Origin of the sequence: Motiliproteus coralliicola (genome assembly GCF_003345655.1) — a bacterium.
Taxonomy (GTDB): Bacteria; Pseudomonadota; Gammaproteobacteria; order Pseudomonadales; family Balneatricaceae; genus Motiliproteus; species Motiliproteus coralliicola.
In genome coordinates this window covers 194,294-218,473 of record NZ_QQOH01000002.1, presented here as the reverse complement: position 1 = coordinate 218,473, position 24,180 = coordinate 194,294, and the positions used below count along the sequence as shown (strand labels likewise).

Here is a 24,180-nt window from a genome sequence, read left to right as displayed (position 1 = left end):
CGCCGATGACTAATTGTCGAATTGGCGCAGCCTGGGAAGCGCCTTTCACAACCCCTCCAAGATACGACTCCAACCGATACGCTGCTGCCATGGCTGCCCATCGATTTTGACGTTGTAGCAATCAATTCGATCGCTGCGGTATAGTTCAATTCTGTGGGTTACGGGTGTACCGGTATCGAAATCGGTAATCTCAATAACTCTTCTTAGATCAGGGAGATCACAACGATCAGCAGGGACAGCTTCTTCCAGTCGTTTCCTTTCTTTGGTGGCCCTTGCATTCGCCAGCCGGGCAACCTGCGCCTGATATTTTTTGCTGCGTCGATACATGATATTTCCCTCCTTCCTTGGAAGGTAGACCAAGCTTGCAAGGTAGAGATACCTTGCAAGGGCCGATTATTAAAATGTTATGCAACAACATATTGAGCGTCATTGGATGAAATTGGCATGCCTACGGTTTATGTAGAGTTTTTGGATAAAGTGGCAAGCTCTGCATGGAGTGATGCAGCTATATGGTTCGCGGGGCTTTGGGCGATTTTGATGTTTATCCGAAAAGTATCAAAGGATGCAGATTCTGAGCTTGATCCTACAAAGAAAGAGCTTATTGCGAAGCGGCTGATGGGTGTTAATGAAAATAATATTAGTTCGTGGGTGCCTAATTTTGAATTTGTATTTGACCGTTTTTTTGGAAAGAAACATTTAGCTTGGAAATGTTTCTATAGATCATCCTTGATATCTATGGTATTAACGTCATTTCTCTTGGTTTATTCTAGTGTTTTCGACAACCGAGATGACCCAGTCTATTTATTATTTGTATTTGCTATTTTCATCTCTTTCTTTTTCAATGCTCTTATAGACTATGTTTCACTGCTTGAAACAAGAATAATTTTATCTCTCCATATTTCAACTTTTTTGAAAATAATAATAGATTCAATGCTAACGCTGATTTTATCAGTTGCATGGGTGTCTCTTTTGTGTTGGCTATTTGATTTTGGACCTGGTGAAAATTTTTCAGAAAAGATTGAGATGATTTTTAACAGTTTAATAGGAGATTCTAAATTTCAAGATGATATTGTAGGGATACGCATAATTATACTTACAAGTTATTCTACTTCGGTTTGGCTTTGGCTACATGGAGTCGCTCACATGTGTGTTCGTGGGCTTAGCTCAATATCAGTTATCATAAAGTGGCTAAATGTTTCGGAATCACCACTTCGGGCTATAGGCACAACTATCAACCTGATCTTATTCATATTCGGAGTTTTACTATTTCCGGTTTTTACAATTATATAAATTTGCATAACAAACGCGTCAATCAGGACGCTCGTAAACTTGCGCCTATTACGCGGGCGTTATATGCCCTAGGGAATCATGGTGCAAAAACAGAAAGAAACATGTACCAGATTTGGTACCGAGTTTGTTGAAAGCCTTCCTTTAGAGAAGCTAGGCATCGCCATCGACACCATCGGCCAAAAACCTATAAACGGGCTCCGACATAAAGCAGAGAACGGCACTTGCGGATGGTACATCTGGTGCGGAGAAGACCTGAAGCAAGAGGATGATTTCTTCAAGCCGCTTCATGTATCTCACATCCAAGAGTATTTGCCCGAAATTCATAAATACCTCGGCTTGCCGCCTGGGTATCGTTTCTTGGTAGCAGAGGGCTACGAGGATGTTTGGTATGACCCCGAGTTACTGGTCATATAACAAGGCCGTCAACTTGCCCAACTGTGTTGGGCTTGGAACTCCGCCGCTTTGCGGCTCCGTCCCGTTACGGCGGCATTAAAAGTAAAAGGAGATATGCACATGGAAAATCGTTTTTGGGAAGTAATCGAAAGTGTCAAAGAAAAGTCTGGAGAGGACTGGGAGTCACGTCCAGAGCTCCTGAAGGAAGCATTGTTGAAGATGACTCCTGATGAGGTCATAGCCTTCAACAATACTTATTTCAGTAAGCTGACAGAGTCTTATCGTTGGGATCTGTGGGGAGCGGCATACGTATTAAATGGTGGTTGCTCTGATGATATGTTTGATTATTGGAGGGCATTCTTGATCTCGGAAGGCAAGGCGATCTTCGAGAAGGCGTTATCTACACCTGACTCTTTGTCAGAACTGGACGATATTGAAGAAGCGGAGCTGGAGGAGTTTTCATATGCGATTGATGACGCTTATGAAACGTTGACGGGTAATGAGATTCCGAGTCCTGAGTCAAAGTATCCAGAATCACCGGTAGGTGATCGCTGGGAAGAAGATGATCTTCCTAATTTGCTCCCAAGACTCTGTGAAAAGTACGAATACGTATAACAAGCAAGGGCAACTGGCGCCTGTAGCGCAATTTCCTTAGGCGTCATACGTCATCTCAAAGTAAGGCAACCAATTGAACAGTTTTATTCTATTCGTTCTAGTTGCTATCACAATATTTGTGTTAGCTCGCATATTGAAGCCAAAACCGAAAACTGAAGAAGAACGTGCATTGATAGAAGAAGGTGTCCTATCGATTAAAGAAAAGCTGAGTGAGCATGTATTGGAAAGTATAAAAATATCCCCTTGCTCCAGCCCTCCAGCAAATCAATTCTCAAGTAAATTTGGTGGCTATCCAGCTTGGCCTTCTGGTCGTGATTATCCAAGAGACAAACGAGATATACCGTTAAAGCTTTTGGCACAAATAAATTTACAGGAGTTACCTGAAAACAACATCTTACCAAGCATCGGAATTCTTCAATTCTTTATAGCTGATAACTCTTCCTGGGGATTGGAATTTGAAAGTAAAAAACGGACTATCGACCAAATCATTGCTGACTCACTAGGCTATAGAGTAGTTTTTCATGCTGATATATTTGAAGAAGTGCTGGACATTGAGAACGAACTTGGAGCAATTGATTATTCCGGGTTTCCGTTTGAAGGTGAATGCTCTCTCGAGTTTGAATTAGAACATGTGCTTTGCAGTCCATGCGACTATCGGTTTGAAAAAATTATTGGAAACCTAGATAACTTTGATGACGACGTAATCGATGCTGCTTTCGAATTAGTTGATTCAGGTGATTGTCGAGTTGGTGGATACGCTACGTTTACGCAAGATGATCCACGTACTCTAAAGCCTGATGAAAAATGGCTACTATTATTTCAAATGGATTCAGTATCTAAAAACGGATTTGATATTATGTGGGGCGACGCTGGCGTAGCTAATTTTTTCATTCAGCCAGAGGATTTAGCCAAACTGGACTTCAGCAAGATTTGGTTTAACTGGGATTGCTGTTAAGTGAATCAGAGAAGAACGTCTGATGAGCCTGTGAGATACGCAAACATTAGCACTACCCAAATGAAGCTTATTATCCTCCTGATGTCATTAGTTACCCCGTTGGCCTACGCCAAAACAAGCACCTGTTTTGGTACTACTTCAAACGGCCGGTTAGAGCACGGAGTAGAGCTTCCTGCTGAGGGGAAAAATTATGTTGGGTACAGCTCAGTCGCTCGACTCATGGGGCGAACCTATGTTCATTCCGAGGTTCGGGAGATAATTCTCTCTGCCTACAAAGCTCTGGAGACAGAGCAACCTGACAAAGTCTACAAATACGCCGAAACCGGCTTCAAGACTGGTGGTAGATTCAAGCCTCACAAAACCCATCAAAACGGGCTGTCGGTCGACTTCATGACCCCCGTTATGGCCTCAAACGGAAAATCTGTACATCTGCCAACCCACCCTCTCAACAAGCTTGGCTACAACATAGAATTCGACCAGTCAGGCCAATATGAATACCTATCCATCGACTATGTAGCCTTGGCGGCCCACATCGTAGCACTACACAAGTCGGCTAAAGGCCGGGGTTACGACCTATGGCGGGTCATATTTGACCCCAAATTACAGCCGAACCTTCTTGAAACAAAGTACGGCAGCTATCTGAAACAAAACATACAGTTTTCAAGAAAGCGCTCTTGGGTGAGGCATGACGAACACTATCATGTTGATTTCGAAATCCCGTGTAGTCAGAAGTGATAAAAAGTCATTCACTACAGCCTAGTGGGACCAGATCTTAGCAATCTGCCTTCTCCGTCCCATTCTTGTTGCATAACGAGAACAACATGAAGAACACCATAGCCCTACTACTCTCAGCTATTTCATTGAATGCGTTAGCAATTAGTGATGAGACAAGGAACGAAATCCATTACTGACTTGACTATCGCCAAAGTACGGGCGTTTATTGATTTGCTGGCACAGCAGCTTCGGGCAGATCAATCGCTGAGGTAATACACCTTAACGGAGACGCCGGAAGGATGAAGATCTTGCGGTAGGTGTACCGTAAAGTAAGAGGCACGTTTTTTCTTAGGGTGAACATGCTGTGGTTTGTAACGTGTTTCCGCTGAATGGATCTGCTTGCCCCGCTCATCAAACAGCAGCGCCTTTACCTGCCCTTTAGGCACTTTAACGTCTCTATCCGAGCGGGTCAGGCGGCCACGTAACGCCCAATGTCCTTCAATCTGGCGCTGAAATCGTACGTTATACACCTTAGCCTGACCGTTATTGATTACCTCGATACGAGGCGCATACTCCCCCGCCCGCGCCAAAGCGACAGAGAAAACCAACAACATTAAGCCGACAATCCACTTAACCACAGACATCGCGATCACCCAATATTTTGAGAATCATTGCCCTGCTTTTGGTTAGGCTTTTTGGACAGAGAAAAGTTTCTAAGGAAGGAGGGAAATCAGGCCACCTGGGGAACATTCGGTGGCCTGATTTTGGGGCCGTCGACTTGGCCCCCACCGTCGATTCTGTTGTATTCGTTTTTGCTAAGGCTTGAAGGTTATTTCAGCGTGTTACCGTTAATGAACTGGCGATAGCGGAATAGCGACAACGGAATGCTCCTACGAAAGAAACGGGAAACGCTATTCAGGAATTGAGGCCGTTGAGCATATCAGTAAGAAATACGACTATTTCAAAGATGAAATAGCAACGGCGGAAGAGTTTATTGAGTACTCTGCTACTAAAAGCACCCTATCGGGCAGAAGCTACCTGATTCATTGTGAAGGCAAGCCCGCTGTTAAGAGTGGGGACTGGCTTCAGGAAGCGTTAGAAAAATATCGCGTCAATCAATAAAGCTACCAAGACCAACCGTGGGGCAGCACCTTGCTTCTGCTCGCTCACTATTGGTAGCGTTAAGCGGAACAGCTATTAGGAGTCGCCATGAAAATTCACTATTTAGAGATAGTTTCTCAGGATGTGGATGCCGTGTTTAAACCCTTGGTTTTCTCCCTGACAGATGGATATCAGCATGGTTAGTTTTGAGTTCTTAGTGACTTCTCTGGTTGTGGTTTTACTGCCGGGTACGGGGGTTCTCTTTACCGTGTCGACAGGGCTGACGATGGGAAAACGGGCCAGCATTTTTGCTGCCCTGGGTTGTACCGCTGGAATTATTCCGCATCTGGTGGCCAGTATTTTTGGACTTGCCGCAATCCTTCATGCCAGCAGCGTTGCCTTTGAAGTCCTCAGGTATATCGGTGTGGCGTACCTAGCCTACCTTGCCTGGGCCATGTGGAAGGAATCCGGTGTGATTGCCCTAGACAATGCCCCGAAAGCCACCGGGGCGAGCAAGATCTTTGTCAGGGCCTTCCTTATCAACATATTGAATCCGAAGCTATCCATCTTCTTTCTGGCGTTCATCCCTCAGTTTGTCCCGCCCGAGGCCAGCTCCGCTGTATTGACCATGTTGTTGCTCAGCGCCATCTTCATGGGCATGACCTTGGCGGTTTTCATCGTCTACGGTTTGTTCTCTGATTTTGTCCGCAGCTACTTGTCGGCATCGCCAACGCTGGTTCAGTGGATTCAACGAAGCTTCTCCGGGGTGTTTGTGGCAATGGGTGCGAAACTGGCCATGGTGGAGCGCTAATGCCCTCAATGAACGACCAATCCCGTGTAATCGCGGCTAACTTCCCATGATGCGGTCCCGCGTGCGTCCTCAGTTCCTGACCCTGCGCCTGCAGCCCCTAAGAATGCTGAGCCTGTTGCTAACCCTGCTGCTTAGCGGCTGCGGTGAATCCAAGCTGGAGCCACTGCCCGGTGACGCCACTATTCTGGCCTTTGGTGACAGCCTGACGGTGGGGGTCGGCACTCATTCGGCCAACAGCTACCCCAAGGTGCTGGAGCAGCTGAGCGGTGTCAGCGTGATCAATGCCGGTGTCTCTGGCGAGACCACCGACCGGGGGTTGGCGAGGTTGCCGCAGCTGCTGGATCAAAATCACCCGGAGCTATTAATCCTGATCGAGGGTGGCAACGATATTCTGCGTAATCACCCCCAGGCGCAGATCAAGGCCAACCTGAAAGCGATGATCGAGCTGGCCGATAATCGGGGAATCCCGACGGTGCTGATCGGGGTGCCGCAGAAATCACTGTTCTCCGATTCCGCCCCGCTCTACCGCGAGCTGGCCGAGGAGTATCAACTGGTGTTCGACGGCGAGATGATTGCGGACTTGCTGCGCAGCCCGTCGCTGAAATCGGATCCAATCCACCTCAACCGCGACGGTTATCGGCAGCTGGCTCAATCCATCTATGCCCTGTTGCAGGACGAGGGGGCGTTCTAGTCCGGCAGCACCGCCGTTGCCATCGACCGGCTGGCATCGACCGGTACCAGGGTCTCGAGGAAGATCTCGGCGCAACGCTGCCAGCTGTGGTTCTCGGCGTACTCCCGGCACTGCCCACGCGGCACCTTCAGGGCCCGTTTGACCGCCAACTCCAGATCATCGTCCAGCGCCCCGTTGACGCCCTCCTCGACCACATCGATCGGGCCACAGACCGGATAGGCTGCCACCGGCGTGCCGCAGGCCATCGCTTCGAGCATCACCAGCCCGAAGGTATCGGTCAGCGACGGAAACACGAACACATCGGCGCGACCGTACTCTTCCGCCAGCTCCTTGCCGTAACGGAAGCCGGTAAAGACCACGTCGGGGTACTCGCGCTGCAACGCCTTCATCGACGGGCCATCGCCAACCACGACCTTCTTGCCGAACAGCTGCAGGTCCAGAAAGGCGCGCAGATTCTTCTCCACCGCCACCCGGCCGACGTAAAGCAGCAACGGGTCATGGTAGGGATGTTCGCGATCCTGCAACGGCGCAAAGGCCTCAACATCGACGCCACGACCCCAGACCCGCATATTGCTGAATCCCTTGTCGGCCAGATCCTCCATACAGCTCTGGGTCGTGACCAGGGTGGTGCGGGCCGGTCGGTGGAACCAGCGCAGGAAACGGTAGCCCCAGCTCACCGGCATGATCGGCAGGCGCTCGTTGACGTACTCGGGGAAGCGGGTATGCAGCGAGGTGGTGAACGGAATCTTGCGCTTCAGCAGCCAGCGACGACCCCAGCAGCCGATGGTCCCTTCGGTGGCGATATGGACAAAGTCCGGGTTGATCTCACGATACAACCGACCAAACTTCCACGGGTTCCAGGCCATCCGAATCTCGGCGTAACCCGGCGTCGGCAAGGTCTTGAACAGACCGGGATGGATCACTTCGGTGCGGATACCCTGGGGCTCCAGCAGTTCGACGATACGGTTTAGTGTCGTCACCACCCCGTTGGTTTGGGGATACCAGGCGTCGGTAATGATCAGTAGCGTTTTCATCCCGCCTTGCGCCATGCTTTTGAACTCCGTTCTATGGATTGCCAGTCGATCAGTTGAATCTGTCCGTCTTCCAACTCGACCAGGGCCGAACAGGATTCCACCCAGTCGCCGCAGTTGAGGTATTCGATCTCGTCGATGGTGCGCATCTCCGGGTGGTGGATATGGCCGCAGACGACCCCGTGCAGCCCACGCCGACGGCATTCGTGGGCCAGAATCTCTTCGAAGTCGGTGATGTAGCTGACCGCCCGCTTGACCTTGTGCTTCAAAAACGCCGACAACGACCAGTACTCGTAACCCAGCAGCCGTCGCAGCTGGTTGTACCAGCGGTTCACCACCAGCAGGGTCTCGTAGGCCACATCGCCCAAGTGGGCCACCCACTTGTGACAGCGCACCACGGTGTCGAACTGATCGCCGTGGATCACCAGCAGCTCGCGGCCATCGGCGGTCTTATGGATCGCCTCGTTGGTCAGAGCGATATTGCCGAAGCTCTCCTCGTCGTAACGGCGCAGAAACTCGTCGTGGTTGCCGATCACGTAGGTGACCCGGGTACCACGCTTGGCCAGGGTCAGAATGCGTCGGATCACGTTGGTATGGGATTGAGGCCAGTAGCCGCCCTTACGCATCCGCCAGCCGTCGATGATGTCGCCGACCAGGTAGAGCTGATCGCAGCTATTCTTCTTCAGGAAACGGGCCAGTTTCTCCGCCTGGCACCCCTTGGTCCCCAGATGGGTATCGGAGATCCAGATGGTGCGGTAATGGGTGGCGGCGCGATGGTGGGAATGCTCGCTCTTCTCGGCCTCTGCTGCCAAGGAAGCGGGGGCCACCAACGATGATAGGATCGGATTCTGCATGGCTGCTCAGCCTAAGGCGCGCTTATGTCGCCGGGATGACTCCGCCATGACAACTTGATGACAGCCGCCAACGCCTCAACCACCGAGCGCTTTGCCGGCCAACAGGCCGACAGCTTTTGATACACTGGCCCGAAATTGGCCTGGAAAGCGCCCACAAATCAATCGCAGTGACAGCCCGAACCTATGACCGATCCGTCCCTTTCACGCAGTAACGGCGACACCGACAGCCATCATCCCGAACTCGATCATGATCAGCTCTCGACCCAATACGCGGCCATCGACCTGGGCTCCAACAGTTTCCACCTGATCGTGGCGCGACTGGTGCAGGACGAGCTGCAACCGATCGACCGGATGGGCGAGAAGGTTCAGTTGGCCGCCGGACTGGATAGCGACCGCCAGCTCAGCGAAGAGGCGCAACAGCGCGGTATCGCCTGCCTGGAGCTTTTTGCCCAGCGAGTCGCCGGTATCCCCCGCGAGCAGATCCGCATCGTCGGCACCAACACCCTGCGGGCGGCCCGCAACCGAATGGACTTTATCGAGCTGGCCGAGCAACTGTTCGACTGCCCGGTGGAGATCATCTCCGGTCGCGAAGAGGCCCGTCTGGTCTATCTGGGCGTGGCCCATTCGCTGGCCGATGACGACGAGCGCCGTCTGGTGATCGACATAGGCGGCGGCAGCACCGAGTTGATTATCGGCCAGCGCTTCTCACCGGTGGAGCTGGAGAGCCTGCACATGGGCTGCGTCTCCTACACCCGTCGCTTTTTTGCCAACGGCAAGCTCAGCAATAAGAACTTCAAGCGCGCCATCCACGCCGCCCACTTGGAGCTGCTGACCCTACGCAAGCGTTACCGCAAGCTTGGCTGGCAGGATGCGGTGGCCTCTTCCGGCACCGCCAAGGCGCTGCTGCGACTGTGCCAGTTCGACCCCACCGGCCCGCAGCACCTGACCCTGCTGAACCTGAAGAAGCTGCAGCAGATGTTGCAGGAGTTCGACAGCGTCGATGCGATCGAATTCGAGCAGTTGAAGCCGCAGCGGGCCCGGGTGCTACCCGGCGGCCTGGCGATCCTGATTGCGATCTTCGAAGCGTTGAAGATCAGCGAACTGCGCTACTCCGACGGCGCCCTGCGCGAAGGCCTGCTGTACGATCTGGTCGGCCGCCGCCGCCACGAAGATGTCCGCGAACGCACCATCAGCGCGATGATGCAGCGCTACCATATCGACGCCGACCATGCCGCCGCGGTGGAACAGACCGCCCTGGAGTGCCTGGCCCAGACCCCGTTCGATACCGATCGCTACCGCAGCCTGATCAGTTGGGCCGCGCGCCTTCACGAAGCGGGGCTGGCGATCTCCCACAGCCAGTTCCAGAAACATGGCGCCTACCTGGTCGAACACTCCGACCTGATGGGGTTCAGCCAGCGTGAACAGCTGCAACTGGCGCTGCTGGTTCGCGGCCACCGGCGCAAGCTGCCGCTACTGGAACTGGAGCGCTTCCGACCGATGCGACGCCAGGTGCTGCTGGCGTTGTGCACCATCCTGCGTCTGGCGGTGCTGCTGAATCAGACCCGGCTGCCGGAACAGGTACCCTCCGTTAAACTCAAGTTCCGGGAAGACCGGATGAAGCTGAAATTCCCGGAAGGCTGGCTCGATGAGCACCCGCTGACCCGGACCAATCTGGAGCAGGAAGCCGACTACCTGCAACAGATCGACTACCCGCTGCTGTTCAAATAATCGTTGACCGCCGCTGGGGACCGATTAACAAGGAGACGACTCGATGGAACAGATTCTGGTTTATTCCGACAGCCTGTCATGGGGCATCATCCCCGGCACCCGTGGCCGTCTCGCGTTTGAACATCGCTGGCCCGGCGTACTGGAGCGGAGCCTGATCAGTCAGGATCGCTCGGTTCGGGTTATCGAGAACTGCCTCAACGGTCGCCGCACCGCCTGGGATGATCCGTTCAAGCCCGGCCGTGACGGCTCCGAGGGCCTGGCCCAGGTGATCGAGATGCACTCGCCGTTGAGCCTGGTGATCCTGATGCTGGGCAATAACGATTTCCAGAGCACCCACAGCCTCGATGCGCTGATGTCGGTCCAGGGCAACGCCAAGCTGATCAACACGATCCGCCAGGCTCCGATCGAACCGGGGATGCCGGTGCCGCGAATCCTGCTGGTGGCACCGCCGGTGATCAGACAGCCGAAGGGCGCGATAGCGGATAAATTCGTCGGCGCTGCCGAGCGAAGTCGTGGCTTCAATCAGCAGCTGCAACAGCTGGCGCAGGAACAGGATTGCCTGTTCTTCGACAGCAACCCGCTGATTCATGCCAGCCCGATCGACGGCATTCATCTCGACCAATCCGAACACCAGAAGCTCGGCCTCGTCCTGGCGGATTTTGTCGCCAAGGCACTGGGCTGAGCGCCCCCGGCTCCGCCCGGGGCTGGGAGTCACGGCTGGATTTGACCTGCAACAATTGCGCTCGATTTAACCCTCGAGCGTCCCCCTAAACGGCTTCGTCCGTTGCTAGAATCGCCGCTCACAAAATAACCACGCGATAGGTTCGACAGGGAGCGGGCGATGCAGCCGGACAATCTGATCAATTCTCTCGGCCGGGACCTGAAACAGCGTTTCGGCCACAAGGTCCATAAGCTGACCATCGATGCCGACTTCACCTGCCCCAACCGCGACGGCAGCCTGGGCCTTGGCGGCTGCACCTTCTGCAACAACGCCTCGTTCAGCTCCAAAACCAACACCCAGCTGAGCATCCGCGATCAGCTCGAAACCAGCAAACCGGGAATGCGGGCCAAGAAGTACCTGGCCTACTTCCAGGCCTACACCAACACCTACGCCGAAGTGGCGGTGCTGAAGCAGATGTACGAGGAGGCGTTAGAGGTCACCGATATCGTCGGTCTGTGCGTCGGTACCCGGCCGGACTGTGTCCCGGACTCGGCGCTGCAACTACTGGCCGAATACCAGCAGCAAGGGGCCGAGGTGTGGCTGGAACTGGGGCTGCAGAGCGCCTTCGATTCGACCCTGGAACGGATCAACCGCGGCCACGGTTTTGCCGCCTACCAGGACGCGGTCCGTCGAGCCCATCAGTATGGGCTCAAGGTCTGCACCCACCTGATCATCGGTTTACCGGGGGAACTGCCGGAACAAAGCCTGATCACCCTGGAGCGGGTGCTGGAGGAAGGCTGCGAAGGACTGAAACTGCATCCGCTGCATATCGTGCGCGGCAGCCAGATGGCGCGACAATGGAAACAGGGTGAGATCCAGGCGCTGGAGATGGACGACTATATCCGCACCGCCGGCGAGATGATCCGCCGCACCCCCTGGGAGGTGGTGTTGCATCGGGTCACCGCCACCGCCCGTCGTCCTACCCTGCTGGCGCCGGACTGGTGCGATAACCGCTGGCCGTCGTACATGGGAATTCAGGACTATCTCCAGCAGCACGGCGGTCAGGCCAGTGCGTTGGGGCGCCCCAGCCTGATCCAGACTGCTTAAACCGGCTACTTATACCGGCTGACTTACTCCGGCTTAATAGTTCATCCCGAACGCCTTCACCGGCTCGGCGATCCCCTTCAGTTCGATCCGTCCGCAGGATTCGAACCGGCACGGAGCGCGCTCATCAAATTGCGCCGCGAAGGCTTCGGAGGTGATCAGCGGAAAGCCGTTGGTCTTGGTCAGTTCCTGCAAACGGGCCGCCCGGTTGACCGCGTTGCCCATTACGGTGAAATCGAGTCGATCGACCGCGCCGACATTACCGTAGATGACCCGGCCAAGGTCGAGCCCCAGGCCGTAGCGGATCTCAGGCATCCCCTCGGAGCCAAGCTCTTCGTTGGCTTCACGAACCAGCCGTTGGGCCATTTTGGCGGCCGCCAATGCATCCCAACAAGCCTGTTGCGGAGAGCGGCTCTCGTCGGCGGGAAAGATAATCAGCATCGCATCGCCGATAAAGCGCATGATCTCGCCGCCGTGCTCGTTGACCGCGGTTTTGATCTTTTCGAAATAGCAGTTCAGCAGTTTCAGCAGCTGCGGCGGGGGCAACTGCTCGCTGATGGCGGTGAAGTTACGCAGATCGCTGTACCAAAGCACAGATTCGATCACCTCGCCGTCACCACGCTGTACCTGGCCATCCAGTACCCGCTGGCCGGACCGCTCCCCCAGGTAGGTGTTCAGTAACGCCTTGGCGGAACTGTCCAGCGACAACACTTCCATCACCGGGGCCAGATACCGGCTGAGTTTTTCCAGCTGCACCAACGCCTGGTCACTGAAACCGGCTTGGTCGTCGGTCGCCAGAATAAAGACGGTGTAGCTGTCGCTGTGAACCTGGTACATCGGATAAGCGACATAGTCGCGGATGCCGTCATCGTAGAGGCCGCGAAGCAGACTGTGGCCCTGCTTGGTCTTTTCCAGGCTGTCGAGCCGATAACGGATCGGCCGACCCGTGTTCTGCACGTACTCCACCGGGCTGCCAAGATAGTCGTCCGACTGCTGGATACTGTGGGGCGGACGATACTCCTCAACCAGATTCTGATCCCGCCACCAGGTAAAACTGCTGCCGCTGACCAACGGATGCAGGGTTCGCAGGCTCAGCCGGATACGGGCGACGGGGCAACCGTTGGCCAACAGCTGCTGACCCAGTTGTTCGGTCAGCTCACCAGGGCATCGAAGTCGACGCCCATCTCCCATCAGCCACTCAAGAATCGGTTCAACCGACCAGTCGGCATGGTGCATGGATTACCTCAAAGAAAGACAACAAATTGGATAGCTGGAACACCAGCCCAGTCCCGATCAGGATAACAACCCCGATATGGACAACAGTCCGAAGGCTCTGTTCCTGTATGACGAACGCTTATAGATAAGGACGACCGCCAGTAATTCAAACTATAGGACAACCAGCGATACAGAATAATTTTTTGAGGAAGATCAAAATCCCTACCGGACTAAACCTGATTTTTTCAAATCCACAGAAATAACTGACATAGATCAACGAAACTCTAGGTCAAAAGGCGTCAAATTCCCCCTGCGACTCACCCAAAGCTGACCACCCTTCGGCTTGAGTCTGGTCTCCGATGAGCCGCACGGATGTTATAGAGCCTCAAAATCGGAATGTTGTAACAATGGCTAATTTCTTGATCATTTTATTGGGCTACAGCCTATTTCTGTTGTTGGTCGGCGCTGTGCTGATCCTATCCTGGTACGCCGAAAAACTTGACCCGGATAACGAACTCCCGGATTCAATCCTGGATGAGTTCTTTCCTGAACGGCAGCGCCACGAGCAGGATCACGCCGAAACCGAGCCGTCCATGCTGCCCCACGCAGCCTGATAGTCTCTCCGCCGAGCCTCGATCCCTTCACCAACAGGGAACCCGGCTCGGCACCCATCACCCTCGCTATCCCTCGATCAGCTAATCAGACCGCCCCAGGTGGTGAGCCAGTAAGCCGATCAGTAACCCCCAGAAGGCACTGCCGATACCCATCAGGCTGATACCCGATGCGGTAATCAGAAAACAGAGCAAGGCGGCCTCTCGGCCCGGCTCCTTGGCCAGCGCCCCCGCCAGGCTGTTGCCGATGGTTCCCAACAACGCCAACCCGGCGATCGCCATCACCAGTTCGGACGGAAACGCATCGAACAGCACCACCACCGCGGTACTGAACAACCCAGTCAGTAGATAAAAGATTCCGGCCCAGACCGACGCCATATAACGCTGCTGCGGGTTCTCCCCCGCCTCACGTCCCATGCAGATTGCCGCAGTGATCGCCGCCAGATTGAAGGCAAAGCCACCGAACGGTGCCAGCACCAAACCGGTCATGCCGGTCCAACCCACCGGTCCCGAGGCCGATAACGGATAACCGTTGGCCCGCAGCACTGCGACACCCGGCACATTTTGCGACGCCATCGTCACGATAAACAGCGGAATCCCGACCCCGATCAATGCCTGCAGATCAAACTCCGGGGTCACCCAGATCGGGGTGGCCGGTGCCCAGGGCAACGACTGCCATTGCAACAACTGCTGCTGCATCGCCACCAGCACGCCAACGAGCAGCGTCAACGGAATGCCGTAGCGCGGCAACCAGCGTCGCAGCAGTAGATAACTGAGCAGCATCGATCCCACCAGCAGGGTCTGCTGCTGTAACCCATCGAACAGGGCCAGACCGAACGGCAGCAGCACACCCGCCAACATCGCCGCCGCCAGCGACTGCGGAACCAGCCGCATCAAACGCTCAAACCAGCCGCTCAGCCCGCAGACGGTGATCAGCAGCGAGCTGAACAGAAACACTCCGATCGCCTGGGGCAGCGAAAAATCCCCCAGTCCGGTCACCAGCAAGGCCGCACCCGGGGTCGACCAGGCCGTCAGCACCGGGGTGCGGTAATACAATGACAGCCCGATGCTGGTCACCCCCATGCCGATCCCCAGGGCCCAGAGCCAGGAGCCAATCTGGGCCTGGCTGGCACCTGCCGCCTCGGCTGCCTGAAAGATGATCACCACCGAGCTGGTATAACCGACCAGCACCGCCACCAGGCCGGCCGACAGATGCGACAGACTAAAAAACCGAGCCATAGGCTTGCCTCCCTTAACCCAAGTAACCGCGTACCCGAACTTTGTTGGTAATCGAAATACTTGTGCGCTATAACGCACAACATAGACAAGCCTAGCACCGTGCGCTATAACGCACAACAATAGACAACCTCTTAACCGGAGCACCCCGAGCACTAATGAGTCACGCCGAACAACCACCGGAACAGAATTTGGGCCATAACCTACGCCAGCTGCGCAAAGAGCGCGGCTGGAGCCTCGACCGCGCCGCCAGCGAGACCGGCGTCAGCAAGGCGATGCTGGGACAGATCGAACGGGGCGAGTCGAGCCCGACCCTGGCCACGCTTTGGAAGCTGGCCGGTGGCTTTCACCGCTCGATGTCGAGCCTGATCGAGCCGGCCGCCGGCCAAACAGGAAAAATCCGCTCGGCCGATCGGCTCCGCCAGCAACCGACCCAGGATCAGATGCTGGTGGCGCCGCTGTTTCCGTTCGATCCACAGTTTGGCTTCGAACTGTTCGAACTGACCCTGCTGCCCGGTTACCAGCGCGAGTCCGAGCCCCACGAGCCCGGTGTCATCGAACACGTAATGGTGATCGAAGGCACGATGGAGCTGCTACTGGAGGGGCAATGGCGGCCGCTGCAACAGGGCGAAGCGATCCGTTTTGCCGCCGACCAACCCCACGGCTACCGCAACCTGGGCGACAAACCGGCGGTGTTCCATAACCTGATTCATTACCCGGCACAGCCATAGCGATCTTTACGTCGAAACGGGAAACGGAAGGAAAACGAACGGGAAAACAGAAAGGGGCAGCCAAGGAGAACGACATGAAACCTAAGCGAGAGGTAACAAACCCCAGCCTGATTCAAGCGGTCGTATTTGACTGGGCGGGTACCGTGGTCGACTTCGGCTCCTTGGCCCCCATCGATGGCTTCTGCCAACTGTTTGAGCGCAACCAGGTGCCGATTACTCAGGCAGAAGCCAGGATACCGATGGGCACCGAAAAAAGAGCCCACATTGCCCAGCTATTGGCGATGCCCAGAATCCGAGACGCCTGGCTATCAGCCTACCAAACCCCTCCCAGCGAAGCCGATATCGATCGCCTGTATGAGGCCTTCATTCCGATCCAGATAGAAGCTATCGAACGCCACGCCCAGTTGATTCCCGGTACTCGAGAAACCTTCGATTACCTGAGCCATCGAAAAATCCCGGTTGGCGGCAACACCGGCTATAGCAGAGAGATGATTACGGGGTTGGTTACTAGCGCAGCCGAGGCAGGCTATCGCCCCCAAAGCATCGTCGCCGCCAGCGACGTACCCCGTGGCCGCCCTCACCCCGACATGCTACATAAGAACCTATCGGACCTGGCGGCAGAATCCCCCTATCGCTGCATCAAGGTCGATGACACCCTGCCCGGAATCAAAGAAGGGCTGAACGCCGGATGCTGGACCGTCGCCGTTGCGCTAACAGGCAATGAGATCGGGCTGGATCTAGCTGATTGGAATAGGTTGCCGGACAACGAGAAGGAACTACGACGTGAGCAGGCGTATCGCCGCTTGCACGACGGCGGTGCCCATTACGTGATCGATTCGGTCGCAGAATTACCCGGAATTGTTGAAGCCATTGAACGGCGGCTGAAGGTAGGAGAACGGCCCCAGTGACCGAACGCCAACAGGGGCAGAAGCTACAGAGTCAAAAGCTACAGGGTAGTTAACCGCTGAACGGTATCGGGGAAGATCAGCGCCAGCGCGATCAATAGCGGTACCACGTAGAAATAGGCCAGCATCAACTGCCTAAAGACCATCGGTGCCGACTTCATGCCCATCAGCCAGTCGACCACCAAGCGTCCTTTGATCGCAATCACCACCGAGATCGCCAATACCACGCTGGCGGTGGGATCGATCGATTCGGCCACCAGGGCTGAAATCAAAGTCATCGCCACCAGCGCCCACCAGACCCAGGTCAGCAGTTTTACATAGGGTTTGCTTGCCAGATTCATCCGTTATCCCCCGATCAGCGCATCACGTAAAGCAGTGGGAAGATGATGATCCAAACCAGATCGATCATATGCCAGTAGCAGGCGGCGCCTTCGTAGCCTTCATGACTCTCGGCGGTGAAGTGCCCCCAGTGAGCCCGCAGACAGGCCCAGCCGATCGCGACCATTCCCACCAATACGTGCAGCAGGTGGTTGAAGGTCAGATAGTAGTAGATGGTATAGAACAGGTCGGTACGTGAATCGAGCCCCTGCTCGTGGTTCCAGTGATACTCCCAGGCCTTGACCGCACAGTACCCCAGGCCACAGCCGATGGTGCCGTACATCCAGCGGATGCTGGTCTTGACCTTGTTGACCCGGATCGCCGCCATCGCTCGTGCGACAAAATAGCTGCTGGTCAGCAGCAGGATGGTATTGAGTACCCCGGCGGTGGTGTTGAGCAGTGTTGGTCCGTTAGAAAACAGTTCCTGCTCGTGGCTGCGCACGATAACGAAGACGATAAAAAACAGCGCGAATTCGGTAAGTTCGGCCCAGATCAGGACCCACACCGCCATGTTGGCCGGCGCCTCCTGGGTCTGATCCGGAGCCGCGTCGACCGGACCGGGATCAACGTTTACCGCATTGCTCATGCCAACCGGCTCCTTAGAAGTGACCGGAGATCAATTTTTCCAACGCCGCCAGTGTTTCGGTATCGTCACTGAGCGGTTGCGCCAGACAGACGCGGCAAGCCTCGGCAGCCGGCAGACCGGAGCGGATCATCATCGCAGTGTAGATCAGCAGACGGGTAGACGCCGCCTCTTCCAGATCATGATCTTTCAAGCGACGCAGGTCGTTGCCCAGCTTCACCAGCTGCTGCACGGTCTGCTTGTCCAGACCGGACTCCTGGCAGACGATCACCACCTCCTGCTCCGGGCTCGGGTACTCGAAGCTCAACGCCACGAAGCGCTGGCGGGTACTGGGCTTGAGCCCCTTCATCAGGTTCTGATAGCCGGGGTTGTAGGAGATCACCAGCATGAAGTCCGGGTGCGCCTCGATCAGCTCACCGGTCCGTTCGATCGGCAGAATCCGACGGTGATCCGACAGCGGGTGCAGTACCACGGTGGTGTCCTTACGCGCTTCGACCACTTCATCCAGGTAGCAGATGCCCCCTTCACGTACCGCTCGGGTCAGCGGGCCATCCTGCCAGTAGGTGCCGTCGGCGCCGATCAGGTGACGGCCGACCAGGTCGGACGCGGTCAGGTCGTCGTGACAGGAGACCGTGTAAACCCGGCGATCCAGCTGCTGCGCCATATGCTCGACAAAGCGGGTCTTACCACAACCGGTTGGGCCCTTGATCAGCACCGGCAGCTTGTTGTTCGCCGCATGGGTGAAGATCTCGACCTCTCGGCCCTGGGGCAGATAATTCAATACGCTTGAGTTCATCATTAACCTCGTAAAGTCGCCTAACCAGCCAGACCGGTCAGGTTGAGATAAAGTTTGGGCAGCATCTGCGGCAGGCGGTTGACGTCATTTATCACCGCGTAGCCTTGGTCACCGAACAGGTACGGCAAATAATCATTCCCCTGCTCGTCGATGGTGACACAGAAAGGTTGCAGTCCCGCCATTTTGGCTTCCTGAATCGCGCGGCGGGTATCCTCGATACCGTAACGACCTTCGTAACGATCGATATCATTGGGCTTGCCATCGGACAGGATCAGCATTAGCCGCTGCTGCGCCTTTTGCATTTTAAGGATTTCGGTCGACTGACGAATCGCCGCGCCGATCCGGGTATAAAAACCAGGTTTAACCGCCAGAATTCGCCCACGGGCTTCATCACCGTAGGGCTCGTTGAAGTTCTTCAACATCTGGTAACGGACCTGTTTGTTCTTGATCGACGAGAAGCCGTAGATCGCAAACGGGTCACCACTGCCGGACAGCGCCTCAGCAAACAGCACCATGGTCTCGCGAATCATGTCGATCACTTTCTTGTCGTCGTTGAGATTCGCCTCGGTCGACAACGACAGGTCGGACAGCAACAGACAGGCCAGCTCACGCTGGGGGTCGTTGCGATGCTTGTAGAAGTTCTGGTGCCGCGGTGACTGACGGGTGTTCTGGATCTGGGTCAGGTGCTCCAGCCAGGCATCCATGTCGATCTCATCACCGTAAGGCTGCTTGCGCTGCCAGGTCTTGTTCGGCCGCAATTGGCTGAAACGGTGACGCAAAATCTTGGCCTGGGCCCGCAATTCCTCTGGAATCGGTTCCGGCAACGCCTCATCGTTCAGCATTGGCTGCAGCAGGCAGTAATCGTCCAGCATGATCTGCTTGCGGTAATCCCACTCCGGCAGCTTCATGCCATCGCCCAGCGGCAGGTCATCGTTCTGCGGTGCCGGCAGGTCCAGATCAAACTTGATATTGGAAGAACCTGCCCGGCGTTTCTTCGACAGCGTGATGATGTCCAGGTCCTCGGCGGCCCCTTCCAGGTCTTCGTCGAGGTTCTCCTCCTGGGGACGGTCCAGATCGACCGACTCGGCCCAGGTGAACAGGGCTTCGAGCTTGAACACCATCAGACCGTCGGTCTGCTTGGAGTCGTCGAAACGTTTGGCCTGCTTACGCGAGCCTTCAACAGTCGGTTGCTCCTGTGGGCCGCCCTCACCCTGATCATCCAGATCATCCTCGGTTTCGACCATCAGGTCCTGCCAAGGCGGTGGATAGATCCACAACGGAATCGGGTTCGGCGCGCCCTTGGCGCCCGGTAGCTCATCGACGGTACCCGGCTGCAGAATGGCTTGTTGCAGCAAGCGCTCCCGCTCACCCAGCGAATCTTTCAGGGTGCTCGGATCCGGGCGCAGCGCAATGCAGGCCTCGGCCAGACGCTGATAGGCCTGCTGCAGCTTGGGGCGGTGCTCGAACAGCTCCAGCGTGGCCCGCTGGTTGTCCTTGAGCCAGTGACGCATACGCGGCAACCGAGCCGCCATCGCCGTCAGCCAGTAATAGAGCTCCAGGTTGAGTTCGGGGTCTTCAAAGAAGGCCAGTTTGACCGGTAGACGCAGACTGCGGTCATCCTGCCAGGCAACGGCAAAACGCAGGTGACTGCCGGCCAGTTTCTGGGCAAAACGTCGATGGGTGCGGATCACGCGCTCGTCGGCGCCATCGATGCTAACCCCCGGCGCGCCGCCCAGGGCACGGTAGTAGGTGGCCAATTGCGATTGCAGCGGATCGAGCTGCACGGTGGCGTTAGCGAAGTCGGTATTGGCCTGGCGCGAAATCAGCTTGTGCCAGATTTCACCTACGAATTCTTCCATATTTCACCTAGTACCTCGGTAAATGGAGAAAGGGGGTGGGCTTTTTCCGACCGCCTCTGGAACCAAAAGTTCGGGAACCGGCGGGAAAAAGAGGGGGCTGGAGAGCCCCCTAAGCATCAGACAGGACGTTCATCTGCCTGATAAAGTCGGGCTTGTGGCCGATCTGTCCTAGCGGGGGGTTGCTAAACTCCTTGCGGAGGGACAGATCGGTGAGTTACATGCCCAGAGACGAACTCTTAGCTGCAGCTACCGCAGCAGCTTTCCGGCTTCTCAGAAGCAGCAACCTCTTCCTTGCTGCCTACGAAGAAGCTGTACAGGTAGGTCACCAGGCCGGCCAGGAAGACCAGACCGAAGACCAGACGAGTCCAGTAGAACGGCATCAGCTTGTCCTGAGTCGCCATGAAGGCCAGGGCGTTGGCATCATCCGGAAGACGCTGCAGGGCAACCTGGTAGGCGCCAGCGGCAGTCAGAGTCAGAGTGATACCCAGCATGCTGATTACCATCATCCAGAAGGCCATACGCTCAACTTTCTGGGCAGACTCAGGGTTACCCTGAGGACGGCCACGCATGATCGGCATGGAGTAGGAGATGATGGTCATAACGATCATCGCGTAAGCGCCGAAGAACGCCAGGTGACCGTGGGCCGCAGTGATCTGAGAACCGTGGGTGAAGTAGTTCACCGGAGCCAGAGTATGGATGAAGCCCCATACACCTGCACCCAGGAAGGCCATTACCGCAGTACCAACTGCCCAGGTAGTGGCGATCTTGTTGCCGTGCTCGATACGACGCTGACGCACCATACGGAAGGCAAACACAGTCATCATGAAGAACGGAACCGGCTCGATCGCGGAGAAGATGGAGCCCAGCCACAGCCAGTACTCGCCCGGGCCGATCCAGTAGTAGTGGTGACCAGTACCGATGATACCGGAGATCAGCGCCATGGCGATGATGATGTACAGCCACTTCTCGATAACTTCACGGTCAACACCGGTAACCTTGATCAGGGTGAACGCCAGGATCGCGCCCATGATCAGTTCCCAAACACCTTCTACCCACAGGTGAACAACCCACCACCAGAAGTACTTGTCCAGTACCAGGTTGTGCGGATTGTAGAAGGAGAACAGGAAGAATACCGCCAGGCCGATCAGACCAGTGATCAGAACCATGTTAACAACGGTCTTACGACCCTTGAGGATGGTCATACCGACGTTATAGATGAAGCCCAGGGCAACGATCACGATACCAATCTTGGTAATGGTCGGCTGCTCAAGGAACTCACGTCCCATGGTCGGCAGCAGATCGTTAAAGGTTACTTCAGCCAGAGTCGCATACGGAACCAGCAGGTAGCCCAGTACAGTTGCAGTACCGGCAGCAGCAAAGATCCAGAACAGCGCCTTAGCTAGCCAAGGGCTGTGCAGCTCGGTGTCGGCCTCTTCCGGTACCAGGTAGTAGGTGGCACCCATAAAGCCGAATAGCAACCATACGATCAGCAGGTTGGTGTGAACCATCCGCGCCACGTTGAACGGGATGTACGGGAACAGGAAGTCCCCAATGATGTATTGAAGGCCGATGATCAGGCCGAACAGGATCTGTCCAGCGAACAGCGCCAGCGCGAAGATAAAGTACGGCTTCGCTACCGCTTGTGATTCAAATTTCATCGTTAGCTCCCCTTAGCCCTGCTTGTTCGGCGGCCAGTCGTTATCGTTGATACGGCTGGTCCAGATCAAGAAGTCAGACAGCGCGTCAACTTCTTCAGTGCTGAGGTTAAACTGAGGCATCTTACGACGACCTTCAGCGGGTAGCGGCTGCATCGCCATCCAAGACTGCATAAACTGCTTGAATGCCTGCTCGTTGCCGGCGCCGTAGCGGTCATAAACGTTAGCCAGCTCAGGTGCAAAGTAAGCACCCTCACCCATCAGGCTGTGACACCCGATGCAGTTGTTGTCTTCCCACAGTTTTTTACCGTGAACAACAGTGTCGGTGATCTGGTCGCGGTTATCGCGCTTAGGCAGTTCGAGCATAGTGTCGAACGTTAAACCTACGAAGAAAAGAAAGAAGAACAGACCGCCACCGTAGTAGATGTTACGGGCCATTCCCTTAGTAAAGTTATCAGCCATGGCTTTCCCCTCCTGCCGTGACGGTCAATGCCCGGGAGGGCATTTGGGTTAGGTAATGCATTTGAAGGCTCCTCGGTCCAGAAGAAATCATCTTGCAGGAGCGACAATACAAGCATCATGCCAGGTTGTACTTGACTGATATCAAAGGCGCCCAAAAGCAGGGTTGTTATTTTGACAACATCGCGTAGGATGTCATTTGGATAACAAAGGTATCAAAATGACTTCAAACTTCTTCCGAACCCTCACTACCATCGTCGCCGATCTGTCCCGCGACATCCCGGCAGAGCAGCGATACCGCCAGCTTCTGGACGCCATCGTCGGGCTGTTTCCCTGCGATGCCGCCGCCCTGCTCAAGCTCGAAGGTACCCAGCTACGCCCGCTGGCCTTCGAAGGCCTAACCACCGACACCCTCGGCCGCCGTTTTGAAGTCGCCGAGCACCCCCGCCTCCAGCGCTTGCTGCACTCACGCCAGCCGGTCCGGTTCGAAGCCGACTCCCGTCTGCCCGACCCGTACGACGGTTTGGTGGAGGATCAGGATATGGAACTGCACGTCCACGACTGCATGGGGGCCTCGCTCTATATCGACGACAAGCCTTGGGGCGTGTTGACTCTGGATGCGATGGACACCGGCACCTTCGACAATATCGACGATACCGAGCTGCGTACCGTTATCAGCCTGACCGAGGCCACCGTTAAAGCGGCAGCAAGGATGGACGCCCTGGCCGCCAAGGCCGAGCATCAGCTGATGGTGACCAAGGCGCTGCTGGATGAGAAAGGCGCCGGCGCCGAGTCTGAGATGATCGGTAGCTCCGACCCGATGACCGAGCTGAAGCAGGAGATCTCGGTGGTGGCGCAGTCGCACCTGTCGGTATTGGTGGAGGGTGAAACCGGTGTCGGTAAGGAAGTTGTGGCGCGTCGGATCCACTTTCAATCGCAACGCAGCCAGGGCCCGCTGGTACAGATCAACTGCGCCGCGCTGCCGGAAAACATCGCTGAGAGCGAGCTGTTCGGCCATATCCGCGGAGCCTTTTCCGGCGCCAGTGCCGACCGGGCCGGCAAGTTTGAGATCGCCGACGGCGGCACCCTGTTTCTCGATGAGATCGGTGAATTGTCGCTGAGCATCCAGGCCAAACTGCTTCGAGCGCTGCAGAGCGGTGAGATCCAGCGGGTCGGACGTGATAAACCGCTGCGTGTCGATGTACGGATCGTCGCCGCCACCAACCGCGATCTGCAGCAGGAGGTCAATGCCGGACGCTTCCGGGCTGACCTATACCACCGACTCAGTGTCTACCCGCTGAGCGTGCCGCCGCTACGGGAGCGCGGCAAGGATATCCTGCTGCTGGCCGGGTACGCCCTGGAAGCGGACCAGCGCCGACTCAGGGTGCAGGGATTACGGTTGTCGGAAGAGGCCAAACAGAATCTGTTGAACTACCCCTGGCCCGGTAATGTGCGCGAACTGAATCACCTGCTCAGCCGGGCCGCACTCCGGGCAATCAGCAGCCAGGGTCGGGATCGAAACATCATTATTATCCGCCCCAACCACCTGGGACTGGATGCCAGCGACCTGGGTACGGCACAGGCCGAAGCCGCCCCATCCGCCGAGTCGCAGGAGTTTATCCCGGCGGTCAGCCTGGAGGAGGCAACCAATCTGAAAGATGCCACCGACCTGTTCCAGCGTCGCCTGATCGAACAGGTGCTGATCCACCACCGCGGCAACCAGGCCGCCGCCGCGCGTCAGCTAGGCCTGCACCGCAGTAACTTTTACCGCCTGTTGCAGCGACTGGGGCTGAAAGAGTAGCGT

Annotated in this window: 27 protein-coding genes; 15 read left to right on the top strand and 12 right to left on the bottom strand. The window is 55.9% G+C overall.

Going from position 1 to position 24,180, the window contains the following annotated elements; genetic code table 11:
- Window positions 1-45: 45 nt before the first annotated feature.
- Window positions 46-327: a hypothetical protein gene (locus DV711_RS07830; protein WP_114695127.1), complete on the bottom strand. Its 282-nt coding sequence runs from the start codon at window positions 325-327 to the stop codon at window positions 46-48.
- Window positions 328-429: 102 nt separating this feature from the next.
- Between DV711_RS07830 and DV711_RS07825 the strand changes: the two genes are divergently transcribed.
- The 5 genes from DV711_RS07825 to DV711_RS07805 all read left to right on the top strand — a co-directional run bounded on the left by DV711_RS07825 (window position 430) and on the right by DV711_RS07805 (window position 3,988).
- On the top strand, window positions 430-1,290 hold the full coding sequence (locus DV711_RS07825) for a hypothetical protein (RefSeq protein WP_133297417.1): 861 nt from the start codon (window positions 430-432) through the stop codon (window positions 1,288-1,290).
- Between the two features lie 81 nt (window positions 1,291-1,371).
- The gene (locus tag DV711_RS07820) at window positions 1,372-1,704 is read left to right on the top strand and encodes an immunity protein Imm33 domain-containing protein (RefSeq protein ID WP_114695663.1); all 333 of its coding nucleotides are present in this window, start codon (window positions 1,372-1,374) and stop codon (window positions 1,702-1,704) included.
- A 99-nt stretch (window positions 1,705-1,803) separates the two neighbouring features.
- Window positions 1,804-2,298, top strand: a complete 495-nt coding sequence (locus tag DV711_RS07815) for a DUF4240 domain-containing protein (protein WP_114695125.1) — start codon at window positions 1,804-1,806, stop codon at window positions 2,296-2,298.
- Window positions 2,299-2,371: 73 nt separating this feature from the next.
- On the top strand, window positions 2,372-3,253 hold the full coding sequence (locus DV711_RS07810) for a YwqG family protein (protein ID WP_114695124.1): 882 nt from the start codon (window positions 2,372-2,374) through the stop codon (window positions 3,251-3,253).
- A gap of 60 nt (window positions 3,254-3,313) precedes the next feature.
- Complete coding sequence (locus tag DV711_RS07805; protein ID WP_114695123.1) at window positions 3,314-3,988, top strand: penicillin-insensitive murein endopeptidase; 675 nt, start codon at window positions 3,314-3,316, stop codon at window positions 3,986-3,988.
- Window positions 3,989-4,224: 236 nt separating this feature from the next.
- Here DV711_RS07805 and DV711_RS07800 read toward each other — a convergent pair whose 3' ends face one another.
- Entirely contained in the window at window positions 4,225-4,611 is a 387-nt protein-coding gene (locus tag DV711_RS07800; protein WP_114695122.1) for a hypothetical protein, read from the bottom strand.
- Window positions 4,612-4,837: 226 nt separating this feature from the next.
- Between DV711_RS07800 and DV711_RS19790 the strand changes: the two genes are divergently transcribed.
- From DV711_RS19790 to DV711_RS07790, 3 genes are all read left to right on the top strand, one after another.
- On the top strand, window positions 4,838-5,089 hold the full coding sequence (locus DV711_RS19790) for a DUF5329 family protein (RefSeq protein ID WP_165840081.1): 252 nt from the start codon (window positions 4,838-4,840) through the stop codon (window positions 5,087-5,089).
- 175 nt (window positions 5,090-5,264) lie between these two features.
- Window positions 5,265-5,879 carry a LysE family translocator gene (locus DV711_RS07795; RefSeq protein ID WP_114695121.1) on the top strand — a complete coding sequence of 205 codons (615 nt, stop codon included), beginning with the start codon at window positions 5,265-5,267 and terminating at the stop codon, window positions 5,877-5,879.
- A 46-nt stretch (window positions 5,880-5,925) separates the two neighbouring features.
- Window positions 5,926-6,570 carry an arylesterase gene (locus tag DV711_RS07790; RefSeq protein ID WP_243633764.1) on the top strand — a complete coding sequence of 215 codons (645 nt, stop codon included), beginning with the start codon at window positions 5,926-5,928 and terminating at the stop codon, window positions 6,568-6,570.
- Here the strand turns inward: DV711_RS07790 and DV711_RS07785 are convergent.
- Entirely contained in the window at window positions 6,567-7,604 is a 1,038-nt protein-coding gene (locus tag DV711_RS07785; protein ID WP_114695662.1) for a glycosyltransferase family 4 protein, read from the bottom strand. The two genes, DV711_RS07790 and DV711_RS07785, sit on opposite strands and share 4 nt — an antisense overlap.
- Window positions 7,601-8,455, bottom strand: coding sequence for a UDP-2,3-diacylglucosamine diphosphatase (locus DV711_RS07780; protein ID WP_114695119.1), 855 nt, complete (start codon window positions 8,453-8,455; stop codon window positions 7,601-7,603). Before DV711_RS07780 ends, DV711_RS07785 begins: the two co-directional genes overlap by 4 nt.
- Window positions 8,456-8,638: 183 nt before the next feature.
- Here DV711_RS07780 and ppx point away from each other — a divergent pair, with 183 nt between their 5' ends.
- The 3 genes from ppx to mnmL all read left to right on the top strand — a co-directional run bounded on the left by ppx (window position 8,639) and on the right by mnmL (window position 11,951).
- Window positions 8,639-10,183 (top strand): exopolyphosphatase, encoded by a 1,545-nt coding sequence (gene ppx, locus DV711_RS07775; RefSeq protein ID WP_114695118.1) that lies wholly within the window; start codon window positions 8,639-8,641, stop codon window positions 10,181-10,183.
- 43 nt (window positions 10,184-10,226) lie between these two features.
- A complete protein-coding gene (locus DV711_RS07770; RefSeq protein ID WP_114695117.1) occupies window positions 10,227-10,865 on the top strand; it encodes an SGNH/GDSL hydrolase family protein in 639 nt (212 codons plus the stop codon).
- Window positions 10,866-11,024: 159 nt separating this feature from the next.
- Entirely contained in the window at window positions 11,025-11,951 is a 927-nt protein-coding gene (mnmL, locus tag DV711_RS07765; RefSeq protein ID WP_114695116.1) for a tRNA modification radical SAM protein MnmL/YtqA, read from the top strand.
- Window positions 11,952-11,984: 33 nt separating this feature from the next.
- Here the strand turns inward: mnmL and DV711_RS07760 are convergent, their stop codons facing one another.
- Window positions 11,985-13,184, bottom strand: a complete 1,200-nt coding sequence (locus DV711_RS07760) for an adenylate/guanylate cyclase domain-containing protein (protein ID WP_114695115.1) — start codon at window positions 13,182-13,184, stop codon at window positions 11,985-11,987.
- Window positions 13,185-13,570: 386 nt separating this feature from the next.
- On the opposite strand from DV711_RS07760, the gene DV711_RS07755 reads away from it, so the two are divergent.
- On the top strand, window positions 13,571-13,777 hold the full coding sequence (locus DV711_RS07755; protein WP_114695114.1) for a hypothetical protein: 207 nt from the start codon (window positions 13,571-13,573) through the stop codon (window positions 13,775-13,777).
- Between the two features lie 81 nt (window positions 13,778-13,858).
- Here DV711_RS07755 and DV711_RS07750 read toward each other — a convergent pair whose 3' ends face one another.
- Window positions 13,859-15,013 carry a benzoate/H(+) symporter BenE family transporter gene (locus DV711_RS07750; protein WP_114695113.1) on the bottom strand — a complete coding sequence of 385 codons (1,155 nt, stop codon included), beginning with the start codon at window positions 15,011-15,013 and terminating at the stop codon, window positions 13,859-13,861.
- Between the two features lie 155 nt (window positions 15,014-15,168).
- On the opposite strand from DV711_RS07750, the gene DV711_RS07745 reads away from it, so the two are divergent.
- Both DV711_RS07745 and phnX read left to right on the top strand, forming a co-directional pair.
- Complete coding sequence (locus DV711_RS07745) at window positions 15,169-15,741, top strand: helix-turn-helix domain-containing protein (protein WP_114695112.1); 573 nt, start codon at window positions 15,169-15,171, stop codon at window positions 15,739-15,741.
- A 74-nt stretch (window positions 15,742-15,815) separates the two neighbouring features.
- Window positions 15,816-16,649, top strand: a complete 834-nt coding sequence (gene phnX, locus DV711_RS07740; RefSeq protein ID WP_114695111.1) for a phosphonoacetaldehyde hydrolase — start codon at window positions 15,816-15,818, stop codon at window positions 16,647-16,649.
- A gap of 38 nt (window positions 16,650-16,687) precedes the next feature.
- Here phnX and DV711_RS07735 read toward each other — a convergent pair whose 3' ends face one another.
- From DV711_RS07735 to DV711_RS07710, 6 genes are all read right to left on the bottom strand, one after another.
- Complete coding sequence (locus DV711_RS07735; RefSeq protein WP_114695110.1) at window positions 16,688-16,987, bottom strand: cytochrome C oxidase subunit IV family protein; 300 nt, start codon at window positions 16,985-16,987, stop codon at window positions 16,688-16,690.
- A gap of 14 nt (window positions 16,988-17,001) precedes the next feature.
- The gene (locus DV711_RS07730; protein ID WP_207802575.1) at window positions 17,002-17,610 is read right to left on the bottom strand and encodes a cytochrome c oxidase subunit 3 family protein; all 609 of its coding nucleotides are present in this window, start codon (window positions 17,608-17,610) and stop codon (window positions 17,002-17,004) included.
- A 13-nt stretch (window positions 17,611-17,623) separates the two neighbouring features.
- Complete coding sequence (locus tag DV711_RS07725; protein ID WP_114695109.1) at window positions 17,624-18,403, bottom strand: CbbQ/NirQ/NorQ/GpvN family protein; 780 nt, start codon at window positions 18,401-18,403, stop codon at window positions 17,624-17,626.
- A gap of 20 nt (window positions 18,404-18,423) precedes the next feature.
- Window positions 18,424-20,262 carry a nitric oxide reductase activation protein NorD gene (locus DV711_RS07720; RefSeq protein ID WP_114695108.1) on the bottom strand — a complete coding sequence of 613 codons (1,839 nt, stop codon included), beginning with the start codon at window positions 20,260-20,262 and terminating at the stop codon, window positions 18,424-18,426.
- A gap of 236 nt (window positions 20,263-20,498) precedes the next feature.
- Window positions 20,499-21,920, bottom strand: coding sequence for a cbb3-type cytochrome c oxidase subunit I (locus DV711_RS07715; protein WP_114695107.1), 1,422 nt, complete (start codon window positions 21,918-21,920; stop codon window positions 20,499-20,501).
- Window positions 21,921-21,932: 12 nt separating this feature from the next.
- On the bottom strand, window positions 21,933-22,379 hold the full coding sequence (locus DV711_RS07710; protein WP_114695106.1) for a c-type cytochrome: 447 nt from the start codon (window positions 22,377-22,379) through the stop codon (window positions 21,933-21,935).
- Window positions 22,380-22,596: 217 nt separating this feature from the next.
- Between DV711_RS07710 and norR the strand changes: the two genes are divergently transcribed.
- Complete coding sequence (norR, locus tag DV711_RS07705) at window positions 22,597-24,177, top strand: nitric oxide reductase transcriptional regulator NorR (protein WP_114695660.1); 1,581 nt, start codon at window positions 22,597-22,599, stop codon at window positions 24,175-24,177.
- Window positions 24,178-24,180 lie beyond the last annotated feature (3 nt).